This window comes from Microcoleus sp. D3_18_C2 (assembly GCF_036702395.1).
Taxonomy (GTDB): domain Bacteria; phylum Cyanobacteriota; class Cyanobacteriia; order Cyanobacteriales; family Microcoleaceae; genus Microcoleus.
This window is the reverse complement of record NZ_JAUBTG010000042.1, coordinates 19,938-36,352: the sequence shown is the minus strand read 5'-3', so window position 1 is coordinate 36,352 and position 16,415 is coordinate 19,938. Positions and strand designations below refer to the sequence as shown.

At 46.9% G+C, this 16,415-nt stretch carries 14 protein-coding genes; 12 read left to right on the top strand and 2 right to left on the bottom strand.

Annotation, left to right across the window (positions count from 1 at the left end):
- Positions 1-779: 779 nt before the first annotated feature.
- From QUA88_RS21415 to argH, 6 genes are all read left to right on the top strand, one after another.
- A complete protein-coding gene (locus tag QUA88_RS21415) occupies positions 780-1,505 on the top strand; it encodes a DUF502 domain-containing protein (protein WP_333058302.1) in 726 nt (241 codons plus the stop codon).
- Between the two features lie 400 nt (positions 1,506-1,905).
- A complete protein-coding gene (nusB, locus tag QUA88_RS21410) occupies positions 1,906-2,538 on the top strand; it encodes a transcription antitermination factor NusB (protein ID WP_333058376.1) in 633 nt (210 codons plus the stop codon).
- A gap of 248 nt (positions 2,539-2,786) precedes the next feature.
- Positions 2,787-4,544, top strand: coding sequence for a signal recognition particle-docking protein FtsY (gene ftsY, locus QUA88_RS21405; RefSeq protein WP_333273730.1), 1,758 nt, complete (start codon positions 2,787-2,789; stop codon positions 4,542-4,544).
- Positions 4,545-4,889: 345 nt separating this feature from the next.
- Positions 4,890-6,377 carry a PP2C family protein-serine/threonine phosphatase gene (locus tag QUA88_RS21400; protein WP_333058372.1) on the top strand — a complete coding sequence of 496 codons (1,488 nt, stop codon included), beginning with the start codon at positions 4,890-4,892 and terminating at the stop codon, positions 6,375-6,377.
- A complete protein-coding gene (locus QUA88_RS21395) occupies positions 6,367-6,606 on the top strand; it encodes a hypothetical protein (protein WP_333058370.1) in 240 nt (79 codons plus the stop codon). Before QUA88_RS21400 ends, QUA88_RS21395 begins: the two co-directional genes overlap by 11 nt.
- Positions 6,607-6,897: 291 nt before the next feature.
- Complete coding sequence (gene argH / locus QUA88_RS21390; protein ID WP_333233743.1) at positions 6,898-8,283, top strand: argininosuccinate lyase; 1,386 nt, start codon at positions 6,898-6,900, stop codon at positions 8,281-8,283.
- A gap of 99 nt (positions 8,284-8,382) precedes the next feature.
- Here the strand turns inward: argH and QUA88_RS21385 are convergent, their stop codons facing one another.
- On the bottom strand, positions 8,383-8,574 hold the full coding sequence (locus QUA88_RS21385; RefSeq protein WP_190738786.1) for a hypothetical protein: 192 nt from the start codon (positions 8,572-8,574) through the stop codon (positions 8,383-8,385).
- A 465-nt stretch (positions 8,575-9,039) separates the two neighbouring features.
- Between QUA88_RS21385 and bcp the strand changes: the two genes are divergently transcribed.
- The 3 genes from bcp to QUA88_RS21370 all read left to right on the top strand — a co-directional run bounded on the left by bcp (position 9,040) and on the right by QUA88_RS21370 (position 11,011).
- Positions 9,040-9,513 (top strand): thioredoxin-dependent thiol peroxidase, encoded by a 474-nt coding sequence (gene bcp, locus QUA88_RS21380; protein WP_333058366.1) that lies wholly within the window; start codon positions 9,040-9,042, stop codon positions 9,511-9,513.
- 77 nt (positions 9,514-9,590) lie between these two features.
- Positions 9,591-10,046, top strand: a complete 456-nt coding sequence (locus tag QUA88_RS21375; RefSeq protein WP_333058363.1) for an NUDIX hydrolase — start codon at positions 9,591-9,593, stop codon at positions 10,044-10,046.
- A gap of 158 nt (positions 10,047-10,204) precedes the next feature.
- Positions 10,205-11,011 carry an alpha/beta hydrolase gene (locus tag QUA88_RS21370; RefSeq protein WP_333058361.1) on the top strand — a complete coding sequence of 269 codons (807 nt, stop codon included), beginning with the start codon at positions 10,205-10,207 and terminating at the stop codon, positions 11,009-11,011.
- A 68-nt stretch (positions 11,012-11,079) separates the two neighbouring features.
- Here the strand turns inward: QUA88_RS21370 and QUA88_RS21365 are convergent, their stop codons facing one another.
- Positions 11,080-11,991: a pantothenate kinase gene (locus QUA88_RS21365; RefSeq protein ID WP_333058359.1), complete on the bottom strand. Its 912-nt coding sequence runs from the start codon at positions 11,989-11,991 to the stop codon at positions 11,080-11,082.
- A 315-nt stretch (positions 11,992-12,306) separates the two neighbouring features.
- Between QUA88_RS21365 and QUA88_RS21360 the strand changes: the two genes are divergently transcribed.
- The 3 genes from QUA88_RS21360 to QUA88_RS21350 form a co-directional block, all read left to right on the top strand.
- The gene (locus QUA88_RS21360) at positions 12,307-14,412 is read left to right on the top strand and encodes a GAF domain-containing protein (protein ID WP_333233748.1); all 2,106 of its coding nucleotides are present in this window, start codon (positions 12,307-12,309) and stop codon (positions 14,410-14,412) included.
- A 242-nt stretch (positions 14,413-14,654) separates the two neighbouring features.
- Positions 14,655-14,795 (top strand): hypothetical protein, encoded by a 141-nt coding sequence (locus QUA88_RS21355; protein ID WP_333150880.1) that lies wholly within the window; start codon positions 14,655-14,657, stop codon positions 14,793-14,795.
- Between the two features lie 610 nt (positions 14,796-15,405).
- On the top strand, positions 15,406-16,415 hold a 1,010-nt coding region (locus QUA88_RS21350; protein ID WP_333273723.1), incomplete at its 3' end, for a Calx-beta domain-containing protein.

The following is a 16,415-nucleotide window of genomic DNA, read 5'->3' as shown; positions in this document are numbered from 1 at the left end:
TTCGTGGGGTCGGGCGGGTTTATAGAACCTATTTGCAAGCTTTAAGGCTGTTGGCGAACCCGCCCCTAGGGCTAATTGAGAATGGTGCAAGATATCAGGTAAAACTCATAGGTTGCACCATTTTCAAGAACAGGCTTTCCGGCCTGTTCTGTCAAAGAGTGAATTTGATTGTGGGATGGGCAGGAGAGCCCGTCCCTAAAAAGCTTATGGAAAAGGGTGCAAGATATAAGTAAAACGAAGTGCCGCCCCGCCGAAAATCTGAGAAAGCTCGATCGACCAATTAATTTCCGATACAAATCACAGAAAATTTTATTTGGACTCGCTACACTTCGACTCCCAGGCCGTCTCTGACCACGAATTTCTTCATGTGGTACTCGCCACGTGATTTATCCGTGGAATCAATCCCAAATCGAAAATCCTCAAGAAAGAGCATTTATCTCGCGCAAGTCAATTCTAAAATCTAAAATCTAAAATCTAAAATCTAAAATCGATTGACCGATCGGCTTATTGATTGAACCGACCCAAAATGTCTTAAAATATACAATACGGTGAGCTGCTGCACAGCCCGCATATATTAAAATCAAGCGCCAACTTGCAATAATTCTTTAAAATAAAGGTACAGCACCGGCGATCCCTAACTCTTCCCCCTCAGAAAGGGTAGGGTTTAGCAGAATTGAAGACGATCGTCTATGGTGACATCCAGTAAAGCCCGTGCAGTTGCTTTAGTCTCAGCTTTATTCAGGTTATTGGGAACCAGTTACGAGGAGATTTGACCCGCCGTGCTCCAACGCATCAAACAAGACTTAAAAAACGACCTGATCGCAGGACTATTGGTAGTGATACCCTTAGCTACCACCATCTGGCTGACAATTACCGTCGCCAGTTGGGTGATCAATTTTCTCACCAAAATTCCCAAGCAGATCAACCCTTTTGACGGACTCCACCCGATTTTGGTGAATCTGCTCAATCTTTTAGTAGGGCTGGCTGTACCCCTGCTGAGCATCTTAGTCATCGGCTTAATGGCCCGCAACATTTTCGGTAAGTGGCTGCTAGACTTTGGCGAACGGGTGTTGCAGGCAATTCCCCTAGCCGGTTCGGTTTACAAAACCCTCAAACAACTGCTGGGAACCCTCCTCAAATCAAACGACAAATTTCGCCGCGTGGTGTTAGTGGAATATCCGCGGCGGGGAATCTGGACTTTAGCATTTGTGACCGGTACGATCGAGAGTAACGACATCCCACCTCACCTTTCCGGTGAAACCCCGATCGGCATTTTCATCCCCACCACTCCCAACCCCACTACCGGATGGTACGCTATAGTGCCGGAGGCAGATTTAGTCAACTTGTCAATGTCGATCGAAGATGCCTTTAAAGTCATCATCTCCGGCGGCATCGTCAACCCCAACAACTCAATTGCAGTAACCCCCGAAAACATCAAGGGCAAAACACTCGAACCCTTTGTATCCGAATCAAGATACCAGCCTGTCCCAGTCGAAGAAGATTGAACCAAGACATCTTTAGGATCGCGAATTAAATAACTTACAATTTTAATTGTTATTGTGGGATGGGCGTCCCGCCCGTCCACTCATGACGGGCGGGACGCCCATCCCACTTTCAAGAGTGGAAGTTATTTAATTCTCATTCCTTAGTCGCCCGTAAGGCAGTGTAAACTTTCCCCATAGCAGATAATATTTCGACAAAACCAGCCCAAACCGAGAAAGCCTAAACTCAGAAACCCGGTTTCAAGGATAAATCTTGGGTTTGACAGCGAAGTATCTGTAAACTACCCGCCGCTGGCGAGTCAGACTGTCGGTCTGGTAGAGCTTTTAGTCGAGTTTTCTGCTAAAGTTCAAGTCCGCGCGCGATCGAAAAACTTCCTAAATTCTCAATTCCTATCTAAAAATTATGAAAAAAGCCCGCGAAACAGCACGCGAACTCGCACTCCTCGGCATCAGCCAACTGCCGACGAATCCAGAACTCTTAGAAGCCAAGAAACTGCAAGATGTTCTCCTCGCCGCCATCCGCACCCTGACAACAGAAGTTCAAGAATCCTTAGAAGCAGCAGCATCCGAAGTGCAGCGGAGTAGCGACAAACTGCTTGCCAGCGAAATCCGCGCCGCCGATATACAAAGTGCTAGAGCAATGGTGCGGGAAGCAGTCGAACTCACCCAAACCGCAATCAACCGTCTCGGTTCAGCAATGGAGTTTCCAGAACTGATCCAGCTAGCCAACCAGCAAGATGTCCGCACCTACGCTTTGCAAATCCTGACGAAAGTCAGCGCCAACCGTGTTCAAATTGATGAATTGCTCTCGGAAGCGCTAGTAGACTGGCAAATAGAACGGTTGGCCCGGATCGATCGAGATATCATGAGAATCGCCATCGCCGAAATGCTATATCTCGGCTTACCCGAACAAGTCAGCGTCAACGAAGCAGTCCAACTGGCAAAACGCTACAGCGGTGACGATGGACATCGCTTCATCAACGGAGTCCTCCGCCGAGTAGTCGATAAAATCAATGCAGAAGTTGTTAGTCAGTAGTCGATAGTCAGCAGTCATTAGTCATCAGTCATTGGTCAATAGCGATCGGCAATCTGCGATCGGCAATCCGCTCTACACTAAGAACTGATGACTAATGACTATAGTCCTGGACGCACGGGTAGTCAGAAACCGGGTTTTTTACGAAAATCCTTCGTTATAGTCCACAGTAAGATAAAAAACCCGGTTTCTCTGGCCTTAAGGCGTCCAGGACTGGACTAATAACTCTTCTCTATTCCCCATTTACTTTTATGGTTTTTAATTGGTTTCGTCGCCAGTACAGCGAAAATAAATCTTCTGAAACAGAAGCAACCCCCGAACAGCCGCAAGATGAGTCGGCAAAATCCGCACCGGTTGAGCCTCAAACAGATGCAACGGAGCAAGGCTCTCCTGCTGTAGCCGAAGATTATCTCAATTGGGCGAAAGCTGCTTACAAAAATATTCAAAAACAGCAAAAACCCGAAACAGAAGTTTCCGAGACAGCAGCGGCTGAAGTTCCAGCAGCCGAAGCAGAAATCGCGACAGTGGCAGAAGTTGCAGAACCCGCGACTATTGAAGCAACGGAGCCGATCGAACTTGAACCAGCACCCACAGCACCAACTGTTGCAGAAGTTCCAGAAGTTGCAGCACCAGCAACAGTTGAAGCAACCGAGGCGATAGAAATCGATGCAACAGAACCCGCAGAAATTCCAGAAACTCTGCAACCAACAGCCGGGGCGATCGACATTGCACCTATAGCTCAACAATTAGAAGTTACAGCAGAAAATATAGAAATTGCCGAACCTGCAACTGAGGTTGTAGAAACCGAATCACTCGCATCCGACGGCGAAGTAGCGGAAGCCCTGCCGTTTTGGGCCAGAGCTCAGGCCGATCGCATGGAGCGCATCGAACGCCTCAAAGAAACCGCCCTTGAAGAACCAGAGGTAATTGCAGCCGCCGCCGAGAGAGCGGCAATTATCGAAGAAATTCCCGGTTTCGCCTTTGACGAAGGCTTCCTGTGGTCTTCAGAAATCTTAGCCAGTCAAGGCCGCCGCCCAGACCAAGTATCCGTTGAAGAAATCACTTGGCTGCAAAAACTGCGGAAAGGCTTAGAAAGAACTCGTCGCAGCTTAATTAATCGACTCAAGGCGATCGTCGGTCAAGGCCCGCTCAATCAAGACGCAGTAGCCGAAATTGAGACTTTGCTGCTACAAGCCGATGTTGGAGTCGCAGCCACCGACATCATTATCAGTCGCCTCCAAGAAAGACTCAAACAAGAAGTGCTGCCCCCAGAACAGGCTCTAGCCTACCTGAAAACCATCCTGCGCGACATTTTGGACGCTCCCTGTGCCGAAACCGCCGCCGGTAATCCCCTCTACAGCCTGACATTTGCCCCGGAAAAAGAGACTTTTAACATCTGGTTAATCGTAGGAGTCAACGGTGCGGGCAAAACTACGACTATCGGCAAACTTGCCCACATTGCCCAAAAATCCGGCTACAAAACCCTAATTGCCGCCGCCGACACTTTCCGGGCCGCCGCCGTCGAACAGGTGAAAGTTTGGGGTTCCCGCAGCGGCGTCGAAATTATTGCCAACCCAGGGAAAAATACCGATCCGGCTGCTGTCGTGTTTGATGCGATCGCCGCCGCCACCGCCCGCGGCACAGAACTGCTGATCGTAGACACCGCAGGCCGCCTGCAAAACAAAAAAAATCTGATGGACGAATTAAGTAAAATCCGTCGCATTGTAGATAAGAAAGCCCCCGGCGCTACCGTAGAATCTCTACTGGTCTTGGATGCCACACTGGGTCAAAATGGTTTGCGACAGGCAGAAGTGTTCGCAGAATCGGCCAAATTAAGTGGAGTAGTATTGACAAAACTCGACGGTTCTGCTAAAGGTGGTGTTGCCCTAGCAGTAGTGCAGCAGCTTGGTCTGCCCATCCGCTTTATTGGAGTTGGGGAAAGCATCGAAGACTTGCGCCCGTTTTCTAGTTACGAATTTGTGGAAGCCCTACTCGATTTTAGATTTTAGATTTTAGATTTTAGATGGATGAAGTATCTCTATCCGCCTCCAAAAATCGGGACGGGTAGAGAGCTTCAAAATCTCCAATCCTTAACCTCAAACTAGCATCGCACTCCTCTACTAAACAGAAAAAAAACCGGGTTTGGGTTCACTGGCGTGTAACTCCTCAATCAAATATCCTCTTTCTAAGATCGAAAATCACAAATCTAAAATGACCTGTGAATTTCTTCATGTGGTACCCGCCACGTGATTTATCCGTCGAATCAATCCAAAATCTAAAATCTAAAATCCTTGCGTCCCCCGAATTTATCCGTCGAATCAATCCAAAATCTAAAATCTAAAATCTAAAATCGAATGACTGCTGTGCCTTTGCCTCGCCCCTCACCTCAACCTGCTGACCGCCCTTCGGGTCGCAATTCCACCGACGCGACGCCAGTATTTGCCCTCAAAGAACTGGTGGCGCGTTTGCACCGATATCAGCACAACGTTCAAGATATGTTGGGTTCGCTGGGATTTGCCCTGCGAAGTTTTAACAATCTCAACCAATTTTTGGAGTTGGTGCCTTTGGTGGCGACTCGCGTTACGGACGCGGACGGGGGAGCTTTAGTGCTGTTCAAACCCAACGGTCAAGTCAGGTTCCAGCAGTTGCATTGTCAGGAAGGACGGCAGTGCCAAGATATGCGAAAAGCGCTGGAAATAGCCACCAGGCAAGCTACAGCAGGTGCGGGCGCTACTGCTGGAACGTTTTCGGAAACCTCTGGGCAAACTTCTAGTCTCGACCTGCAAGTTGGTCGTTATTTGGGCCCGGATGTTCATTTGTTTGGGGCGCCAATTTTGGTCAACAATTTGGAACGCGGGCGGCTTTATGTTTTTAGCAGTGATCCGCAATATATCTGGACTCCCAGCAGACAGAAATTAGTTCGGTTGGTGGCGGATCAAACTGCTGTGGCTATTTGCAAAGACGAACTTACTGTTAAGTTGGCGGAAAAAGACCGCTTAGACAGAGAGTTAGAAATCGGGGCGGAAATTCAATTGCGACTGCAACCCCGCAGTTGTCCGAAAATTCCCGGCCTTGACGTGGCCGCCCGCTGCCAAACTGCTAGCAGAGTCGGCGGAGATTATTATGATTTTATTCCGGCTGACTATGACCCGATCGGCAAGGAGAATGAGGGAGAACACCCCCCATCCCTAATTAAAAATCTCAAGTCCAAAATCGACAAGGGCCGCTGGAGCATTGTGATCGGCGACGTGATGGGCAAAGGAGTACCGGCTGGCCTGTTGATGACGATGACACGGGGTATGCTCCGGGCGGAGGTTTTGAACCGCCACTCGCCGTCGAGAATTTTGCAACATTTAAACCGGGTTATGCACGCGGATTTGGAAAATTCCCACCGTTTTGTGACTCTGTTTTATTCGGAGTATGACCCGAAAACTCGCGTTTTGTCTTACAGCAATGCTGCTCACCACCCGCCTTTGCTGTGGCAAGCTGCAACTAATTCGATTCTTCAGCTTGATACTTTGGAGGGGATGTTAATTGGGCTGGATGCTGATTCGCATTACCAAGAAGCAAGCGTGCAATTGCAGCCCGGAGATACTATTATTTATTACACAGACGGATTTACTGATGCTTCTAATCAAAGGGGCGATCGCTTTGATGAGGATAACTTGACCTCGGCTTTTCAGTGGGCCTGTCAAAATTACCAGCAGTCTGAAGAAATTTTGGATTATTTGTTCGATCGCGTTCACCAGTTTATCGGCATCGGCAATCGTAACGAAGATGACATGACACTGGTTGTTCTGAGGGTAACACCTTTAGCAGGAGAAAATCACCATGATAGTTAATTTAATCCCGGAAATTACTGCTGGATTAACCAGTTCGATTACTTGGAACGATGTCGCTCACGTGGTAGTTTTGAAATCTCATTTGAGTTCGACGGTGTTTTTGGGTCAAAGTTACGAAATTTTTACGAATTTCCAGAAAGCTTGGAACAATTTTGTTTCGACTGGTCAAATAGGAGCTTTTTTTATAGGTATTTTTGTTGGCTGGTTCTTGAAAGGGATTTTTCGTTAGAGTTATTGTCCAAGAAGTTATCTGGAACGGATTTAAAATGTTTTTAGCCAACAAAACTTCACTTCTTTCTGATGCAGCAAAACTTTCACAATTTTGTAGTCCAGACTTCAGTTTTTTCGGGTCAAAAGATGTATAAAAAGTGGGTAGTCAGGAGTTAAGTTTTTTATTGCCGAGTTGGGAATGGAGGACTAAAGTCCTGACTACAAACCGCAGGAAGGACTTTAGTCTTTGCTAAAAATCGGTTTTTATAGACTTCTGCAACAGAGATATAATCTAGTTTTAGCTTCAGCAATGACAACACAACAAAAAACTTGGAGTCAAAGATTTGAATCGGCGCTGCACCCGGCGATCGCCCGATTTAATGCTAGTATTGGCTTCGATATTGAATTGATTGAGTATGACTTGACTGGTTCTGTCGCTCACGCTAAAATGCTGGCCAAAACGGGGATTATTTCCGCAGCAGAAGGCGAACAGTTAGTCAATGGTTTGGAACAGATTCGCCGCGAATACCGCCAAGGACTTTTTGTTCCGGGAGTTGATGCCGAAGACGTTCACTTCGCTGTAGAGAAGCGGCTGACGGAGATTGTGGGAGATGCGGGGAAAAAGTTGCACACTGCCCGATCGCGCAACGATCAAGCCGGCACTGATACTCGTTTGTATTTGCGCGATCGCATCGCCGAAATTCGTGAGCAATTGCGGGAATTTCAAGGGGTTTTGCTCGATCTTGCCGATCGTAACGTGGAAACTTTAATTCCCGGTTACACTCATTTGCAGCGCGCTCAGCCGATCAGTTTGGCTCATTACCTGTTAGCTTATTTTGAAATGACCGATCGCGATTGGGAACGTCTCGGCGATATCTGCAAGCGGGTGAATGTTTCGCCTTTGGGTTGTGGCGCGCTGGCGGGGACGACTTTCCCGATCGACCGACATTATACTGCAGAACTCTTGCAATTTGACAAGGTTTATGCTAATAGCTTAGATGGAGTGAGCGATCGAGATTTTGCGATCGAATTTCTCGCTGCAGCCAGCTTGATTCTGGTACACCTGAGCCGCTTGTCAGAAGAAATGATTTTGTGGTCTTCTCACGAATTTGGATTTATTACGCTCAAAGATAGCTGCGCTACTGGTTCTAGCATCATGCCCCAGAAAAAAAATCCCGATGTGCCGGAGTTGGTGCGAGGCAAAGCGGGGCGGGTGTTCGGTAACTTGCAAGCCTTGTTGGTAGTAGTGAAGGGACTTCCTTTGGCCTACAACAAAGATTTGCAAGAAGATAAAGAGGCTTTGTTTGATACCGTCAAAACGGTACAAGGTTGCTTGGAAGCAATGACCATTTTGCTGCGGGAAGGCATCGAGTTTAATGGCGATCGCCTCGCCGCTGCCGTTACAGAAGACTTTTCTAATGCTACAGACGTAGCCGACTACTTGGCCGCCAAAGGCGTTCCCTTCCGGGAAGCTTACAACCTTGTCGGCAAAGTCGTCAAAACTTGCCTTTCGGGGGGCAAACTCCTCAAAGATTTGACACTTGAGGAGTGGAAAGACTTGCACCCAGCCTTTGAGACAGACATTTACAGCGCGATCGCACCTCAGCAAGTGGTGGCGGCTCGCAATAGTTACGGGGGTACCGGGTTTGAACAAGTGAGAAAATCACTTATCGCTGCGCGCGATCGGATCGCCTAAACATCGTTGAATTATTGGACAAATTCCGGCTGGCTATCTCTCCTTAGAACTATCGTGTTTTCCACTCTGGTTCTAAGTTCGGCAGATAGCCTGAATCAATTAATCTTCAGCAGCAGCCATGTCTTTGTCTCTGCCGCCACCGCTCATGGCGCCCATGCCACCGCCGTTACCGCCGTCAAATCGCCTTCTCTTGTTGGAGAACATATCTTGATTTCTCCGCTTGCGAAACTTGCGAGCGTATGCTTGATTTCGTTGTGCCTTTTCTTTCTTGAGATTGCGGCGCTTAGCCATTCTGACCTCACTAATAAACATTGACAGTCCCCGGGCTTTCACGCACGGGGATTCTTAAGTTTGACACTCTGTGCACTCTTGGTGACTGAGATTCTTGGTTCAGCGAATTCACTTGCTTGTGACAGGATTTCTCCAGCCAAAATATAGGTGTCTTCTCCCCAAGCGTTAATTCCGGTATGTCCTACCGTACTCGATCAGTTCTCTTTATGTAGTTAGGTTTTCTTCAAATTTAGCTTTCCTAAACCGCAACACCGTTAGGTGTGACTACGCACTCAACTAATCCAGTTAAGTTTTTACGTTGGCTAGTTATACTCAATTTTAGACCGATGACGATCATAGCACACCCGGTACAAGACCCAGAAAAAAGAACACGGGGATTCAAGTCGCTGGGAATCTGGGTTTGATCGGGACGCAATGTTGTCAATCTTGCAGAAGATTTCTATAAACTCTTGACAAATACGACCAATGACTATAAATCCCGGTGACGTAGCTCCTGTCTTCAGCCTGCCCGACGCGCAAGGCAATATCGTCAGCCTTGCAGATTTTCGAGGGCGGCGAGTTGTACTGTATTTTTACCCTAGGGACAATACCCCTGGCTGTACCAAAGAAGCTTGCGGCTTTCGCGACATTTACTTAGACTACCAGTCGCGCAATATAGCAGTTCTCGGCGTCAGTACAGACGGGGCCGGGGCCCACGCCAAGTTTGCAGCTAAATATCAACTACCTTTTCCCTTGCTGTGCGACTTAAACGCTGAAGTTGCTACCGCCTACGGCTGTTACGGACTCAAAAAGTTTATGGGAAAAGAATTTATGGGAATTACTCGATCGACCTTCGCGATCGACCGTGATGGTAGGATTGAAAAGGTTTACCGCAAAGTCAAACCAGAATCTCACGCAGCGGAGATATTAGCAGATTTGCCAGACCTCTGGCCTGAATGAAAAATTAAAAATTAAGACTCCGGAGCTGCGAGCTAGGAGCCCTGAAATTACTATCTCCTAAACAAGCTTTTGAGTTTATGCGTCGATTGTGGCAAATTGTACAAACTGTGCTGGGACTGATTTTTCGACATCCCGTCACTGGTACTGCGGTGATTCCTGTATTGCCTGACGGGCGAATTGTGTTAATTCGCCGCCGCGACAACGGTCGCTGGGGACTGCCGGGAGGTATGGTGGATTGGGGAGAGGATATTCCCACAACTGTGCGCCGGGAATTAGCGGAGGAAACAGGACTCGAGTTAGTCAAAATCCATCGCTTGGTGGGCGTTTATTCGGCTGCCGATAGAGACCCTCGCCTGCACTCGATTTGTATCGTGGTGGCGGCAGAGGTGCAGGGCAAGATGCAAGTTCAGGATACGCTTGAAGTCAGCGAGGTTGAGGCTTTTTTACCCGCATCGCTGCCGGAGGGCCAGCTCAGCCACGATAACGACCAACACTTACAGGACTATTTTCAAGGCCGAACAACTTTGGCGTAAATCGGCAGGGCATCCAAATTTGAGAAAAGTCGGAAATTACCTCGCGGTCAAAAATTGTCTGTTATGAATGTGGAATTAATTTTCACTGTTTTCCTACTTTTATTCACAATCTCTGAACATTAAATTAATCATCTTTTTATTACTAAATATTTAACCGGATGTACTCACCGCTACGCAATTCTAGGGTAAAACTCTCTGTAGGGCAAATCTTTTGGCACGAAGTCGGTCAAGGCCCGAATTTAGTATTTTTGCACGGTTCTTGGCACGACAGCAGTCAGTGGCTGAGGACGATCGAACATTTGAGCGCCTACTACCACTGCTTCGCACCGGATTTGCTGGGGTTTGGCGACTCGGAACGCCCGAATCTTCATTATTCGATCGACTTGGAAGTAGAGTGTCTCGCCCAATACCTCGATACTTTGAAGCTGCGAGAGGTTTATTTAATCGCTCACTCTCTGGGTGGCTGGGTGGCCACCAGCTACGCTATCAAATATCCCGATCGAGTTCAGGGTTTGGTGTTGTTGGCCCCAGAAGGCGTCAAGGTTGGCAACCGGCGGGGGCGGTGGCAGACAGCTAGCTGGCTGATCGGTCAACCACCGCTGGCTTTGTGGTGGCTGCGATCGATCTATCCAATTGCTAAGTTGCTGGGTAGCCAAAAAAAGATTGACGGATTGCTCAACTTCAGACAGCAGTTGATGGAGTCCCCTGTTGCTGTGCAGTTGCTGTTCGGGCGGCGGCGGGCTGAAATTACAGCGGAATTAGTTGATGAGAATTTGCCTTTGCTGAAAGCGCCTGTTTTGCTGTTGCACGGTTCTGAAGAGACTCCCGCAGCTTCTTCTCTGTGTCAATCCTATGCTGCTCTGGCTCCTAATGCCGAACTACAATTAGTCAGTCCGGGGGAAAGCAATTTGCCCCAGGAAGTCCCGGATGTTGTTGCTAACTATATTCGCGAGTTTGCTAGGTGAATTGGTCATTGGTCATTGGTCATTGGTCATTGGTCATTGATAAAATGACAACAGTCAACAGTCAACAGTCAACAGTCAACATTTAACAGGCTAATTCCCCAAAAAATAGCCTCTGGTGCGTCAATTAAGCCGGAGGCTGTATCAGGAAAGGCTGCGGTGAGGTATTTTAAAAGCATAGTGCGATCGCCCCCCGTGACCGCAATTTTGCTATCAGGAAACCAACCCCGCCAATCTTCAATAAAATCCCTAACTCCTGCCACCGTCGCATACACAACTCCGCTTTGAATTGCCCCAGCAGTGTCTGTCGCCCAGCGGTATGGCAAATTTTGTGGTAAAGTGATTAAAGGTAATCCAGCAGTTTTTTTACCTAACGACGATAACTGCAAACCCAAACCTGGTAAGATTGCGCCCCCAACTAAATACCTATTGACATCAGCCCCAGTAAATGTTAAAGCTGTACCAGCATCTATAAGTAAAATTGGCCAACCCAATTGGTTGCCAGCGCCCACTACAGCCAAAGCTCTGTCAATTCCCAGGGTAGGATAGAGTCCCCCGATCGGCAACTGGTCTAAAGTAATAATTCGGACATCTGGATAACTCTGCCAAATTGCTGTTTGCTGGGGAACTACTGAAGCCAAAATTAGAGGCAGTGGCACGAAAGAAAGTGTGTGAGGATTAGAAAAAGCGGGAGTAGCAGGAAGACAAAGGAGATTTTGAGCAGATATTTCCTCGATCGACCTCATTACTGTTTGCACCAAATATTCTGCCTTTTCCTGCTCCGAGAGCGAGGAAACAGTATCAGCATTGAGATGCTCTGTATCCCATGTTTTCTTCAGAGTTTTGCCCGCAAATAATCCCCAGTGCAGTCGGGAGTTGCCGATCGCCAAAGCTATTTTAATCTGGGCTTTACCTGTCAATCCAGAAGTAATGTTGTCGGTGCTTGCTGGCGAACGAAAATTGTCGGGAATTGAGTTTTCCATGTTGAGCTAGCCGGCGCAAACATTGAACTAAAGATAGAGTTTAGATTAATTTTATTCGCTTAAGCGGGCGGTTAACTCTATTTGACATCTGACCAACTTCCATGCCACGCGCCAATTAGTATTGTCGGCTGCAGAGGGCAGAGTTGCTAAATATAAATATTTGTAAAGCAAATAATTGCTTTGCTCAGGCGGCATCCTTTATAATGTCTTAAGATATTCCAAAAGTCCTGGTAGCTGCGATGGGGCTGTTGGCGGGGTAAGCACAGGTTTATAAAACCAGACTCAATCAAAATACTGTACAACTGCTGAGTAAATATGTCTTTACAAATACAAGAACACGAAAACCCCTGGCACAGAGTAACTTCGCGGTTGCCTGAATCTGAAAACTGGATGCAGCAAGAAAGTCTTTCGCTGCCGGAAGTAGACCAACAAAAAGCCATAATTGTACAGATGCAGCAGCAAGTTCAGTTATCAAACTTGCTGAACCAAATTAATAACGAAATTCGCAGTACACTTGACATAGAAGAAATTTTGACATCAGCCTGCAGATTGCTGGGACAAGCGCTACAGGCAAGTCGCGTGAGCATTTTGGTCAAAGAATCAAATACAGAAAAAACTTTAGTCACGCGCGGAGAGTACAACGCGGGGGACTATCCGATTCAACTGGGAATGAAAGTACCGATGAGTGACAACCCGCATTTGGCTGCCGTCGTGTCTCAGCAAGAGTCCCTAGCACTGACGAACTTTCTCGATTTTCCGGGATTGAACCCACAAACCCGAAAAATTGTCGAAGCTTTGGAGATTAAGTCAATGCTGGCAGTAGCTACTCGCTATCAAGGTGAAGTGAATGGCATAATTGGCTTGCATCAGTGCGATCGCGAACGGGAATGGACTGATTGGGAAAGGCAGCTTTTAGAAGGGGTAGGATCGCAATTGGCGATCGCGATTAATCAAGCCAAACTATATAGCAAAACCAGGCGTCAAGCCGAACGAGAATCGCTGCTACGGCTGATCGGCAATCAAATTCGCAGTACCCTGGATCTGGGAACTATCCTGGAAACAGCGGTGAGGGAAGTCCGCCAAATGTTGCAGTGCGATCGAGTAATTATCTATCAGTTTCAAGACAACTGGCAAGGAAAAGTTGTTGTTGAAAATATGACAGTTCCTTGGCCTTCAATTTTAGGAGATATGGGGGCTGATAAGTGTTTCCGTGGAGATTACGCCGATCTTTACCAGCAAGGGCGAGTCAAAGCAATTAATGATATTTTTAATGCTGGTTTAGAGCCTTGTCATGTAGATTTCTTAGATAGTTTGCAGGTAAAAGCTAATCTGATAGTGCCAATTGTTACAGCAAGAACTGAAGAAAATACCTCCGACACAGCCGGAAACTATAATCCTAAATTTCCCGGTAGGCTGTGGGGTTTGCTGATTGCTCACGAGTGCCGAGATACCCGCAATTGGCAGTGGCAAGAAATGGAGTTGCTCTCTCAGATAGCCAACCAAATGGCGATCGCCATTCAGCAAGCAGAACTTTACAGCCAAGTCCAAGATGCTGCGGTAAAATCTCAAGCTCAAACCCAGCAGTTGCAAGCTGCGTTAGAAGAATTGCGATCGACACAGCAGCAATTGATTCAAAGCGAAAAAATGTCAGGTTTGGGGCAAATGGTAGCGGGAATTGCTCATGAAATTAACAACGCCAACAATTTCATCCACGCTAACTTGTTTCACGCTCAAGAATATTTTAAAGCCTTGAACGAAGCTCTAGAACAGGTCAGAAATGCCTACCCGGAAGCGACAGAGGCAATTGTCAGAATCAATGAAGAACTAGAACTCGATTACATTCGAGAAGACTTTGGTAAACTGCTCAATTCAATGCGAGAAGGCAGCGGGAGGATTCGCTCGATCGTGATGACGCTGCGAAATTTTTCTCGTTTAGACCACGCTGAATTAAAACCAGTAGATTTGAATGAAGGTTTAGAAAGCAGTTTCTTGATGCTGCAAAATAAGCTAAAAACTCATATCAAAATAGACAAGCAATACGGCAGTTTGCCGCCAGTCCAATGTCATGCGAGTCAAATTAACCAAGTATTTTATAATTTGATTGACAATGCCTTAGACGCGCTTCAGTCAACGAGCAAACCGGGGGAATTAACTATCCGCAGTTGGCAAAGCGAGCCGGACTGGGTAACAATCTCTGTCCGCGACACGGGAAGTGGAATTCCTGCAGAAATTCAAGACAAGATTTTTGACCCATTTTTTACTACTAAACCTGTGGGTAAAGGCACTGGTTTGGGACTTTCCGTGTGCTATCAGGTAATTGTCCAAGCTCACGGTGGCAAGATCCGTTGCGTCAGTCAGGTTGGCGAAGGAACTGAGTTTATTGTAGAGTTGCCGCTGAAAAATCAGAGGGTAAGTGCATAATTCGTGCTTTAGTCAGATTAACTCTGTTTTGTCACTCTGACAGTAGTATAGAACTCATTTGACATCTTGGCGTTGCTTAATCAGGGTATGAAAAAAATCACTTTAAAATCCAAAAGCTTTGTGGATACTGGTTTTTATGACGGGCATATTTAGCGTTTCATACTGTAAATCAGCAACGCCTAAAATTCTAAGTATTTTTACTAATAATTGTCTCTGCTGATTCACTTTTGTCCGCTGAAGCAGTGAAAGCTGCCTCTTGGGGGGCGGCGAATGTGGGATTTAAGCTCTCCTCTACAGATATGGAAAACCCGCTTTTTATGGGGCAGAAAAAAAGATCGCAATTTTTCCGGATAAAACTTATTGATGATGAAAGTAAGGAATAATCGCGTTCCTGAATACAGGTATAAATCAACTTTTCGCTTGATGTTACACAACTCACCCTCAAGCGGGCTTATAGTCATTTGGCAATCTTGAATTCATACCTGTATTCAGCAACATCCTAAATTATGTACTCATGGCAAAGATCCGACTTTTCCGACTTTAGGATCCGACTTTTCCGACTTACAGAGACAGGGGTTCTAAGCCATGATAGAGAGAGGGGAAAGTCAACCCACGATATCTAGATTGTAAAGATATTGTGAACCGGCGTTGCTGAATAGGGTATGCAATTTGTAGGGCAAATACCCCCGTGGTTGCCACACCGCTGACGGGCTAAGCACTTAGAATTACCCCTACAAGCTTTGATTCAGCAGCGCCAGAATAAGCATCTATATTAAGTAGGGAAGTAATTACAATTAACATCTAATCAGGGGGAATCAAGCCTTGAAATGCTTATTGGGAAAGCATTTGGGCAGGGTAAGCATTTTTATTGGATTTACCTGCACCTACTTATGACGAAATTTTTCTTGCAGTGACCGATAACGATAAAGAAAGCCCAACATCTGGTTTTCAGTCACTTCTAATCCTTAATTACTCATCATTAACACAGAAGCTATGGCTACTTCAATCACTGGTTCTTTGGGTCAAACCAATAATTACAGCGCTCTCAATGAGCTGATCGCAAAATGGCCTACTGCCGCCCAGAATCAAGGCATCCAACTGTCTGGGATAGCTTTTGATGGCGTGGAAACTGACTACCTTAATCCGAATGTCATCAGCAACCTCACTTTAGCAAGTAACGAAAACCCTAAAAGCTGGTTGAGCTACGGCACTACTGGTGGTATTGGTGTCCCAGCCTCTTATAGTGGTTGGTTCACTGACGCCAAGAAAATTCGGGCAGAAATCAACCATAACCCCAACACCGATCAATCTCAGGCGCTGAAGGTGAAATGGGCAGATAACCAAGACATTACTAGCGCCACGATCGATCTAAGTTCATTGAGTCCCAAAACAAGTCCTGGTTTGGGCGATCAAGGTAATGAAGTTGGTTTCCTACAACTCTTTAATAATGGGGCTCCGGTATCGATTAGCAATTTTACTTTCACTCGCCTCAACGCTCCGATCGCTGCAAAACCGATCGCTGTGTCTCCAGATGGGGTTACTTTCATTGGCGATCGCACCGATGGCAGTTTCCAATTCAAGATAGATGCAAACCCTCTGGGCGGCGCTACTTTTGACGAACTGCGGTTCTCCACCAAAGCCTACGATAGCCCCACCGCTGCCTACGTCGCTACCCCCTTTAAAGACGATGGTTCCGACTACCTGGTGCGGAACATTGAATATCAAGGAACTGAAGATCCGATTACCCTGGAATTTAGTGCTCCTACTTTCAGCGTCAACGAAGATGGAACAACAGTTGCAGCAGTAACAGTTACACGTACTGGCAGTACCACTGGTGCCGCCAGTGCCACGGTGGAATTGAGTGATGGTACTGCTATCGCCCCTGATGATTACACCAATACTCCCCTGACTGTCAATTTTGCCGCTGGGGATGCTGCACCCCAAACCATCACCATTCCGATCGCCAACGATACTTTGGTAGAGGATACCGAAACACTCAACTT

Excerpts from the sequence above, each read along its gene's own strand:
- nusB (WP_333058376.1), top strand. The coding sequence starts at position 1,906 with ATGAAAAAAGCCCGCGAAACAGCACGCGAACTCGCACTCCTCGGCATC.
- ftsY (WP_333273730.1), top strand. The coding sequence starts at position 2,787 with ATGGTTTTTAATTGGTTTCGTCGCCAGTACAGCGAAAATAAATCTTCT.
- QUA88_RS21400 (WP_333058372.1), top strand. The coding sequence starts at position 4,890 with ATGACTGCTGTGCCTTTGCCTCGCCCCTCACCTCAACCTGCTGACCGC.
- QUA88_RS21395 (WP_333058370.1), top strand. The coding sequence starts at position 6,367 with ATGATAGTTAATTTAATCCCGGAAATTACTGCTGGATTAACCAGTTCG.
- argH (WP_333233743.1), top strand. The coding sequence starts at position 6,898 with ATGACAACACAACAAAAAACTTGGAGTCAAAGATTTGAATCGGCGCTG.
- QUA88_RS21385 (WP_190738786.1), bottom strand. The coding sequence starts at position 8,574 with ATGGCTAAGCGCCGCAATCTCAAGAAAGAAAAGGCACAACGAAATCAA.
- bcp (WP_333058366.1), top strand. The coding sequence starts at position 9,040 with ATGACTATAAATCCCGGTGACGTAGCTCCTGTCTTCAGCCTGCCCGAC.
- QUA88_RS21375 (WP_333058363.1), top strand. The coding sequence starts at position 9,591 with ATGCGTCGATTGTGGCAAATTGTACAAACTGTGCTGGGACTGATTTTT.
- QUA88_RS21370 (WP_333058361.1), top strand. The coding sequence starts at position 10,205 with ATGTACTCACCGCTACGCAATTCTAGGGTAAAACTCTCTGTAGGGCAA.
- QUA88_RS21365 (WP_333058359.1), bottom strand. The coding sequence starts at position 11,991 with ATGGAAAACTCAATTCCCGACAATTTTCGTTCGCCAGCAAGCACCGAC.
- QUA88_RS21360 (WP_333233748.1), top strand. The coding sequence starts at position 12,307 with ATGTCTTTACAAATACAAGAACACGAAAACCCCTGGCACAGAGTAACT.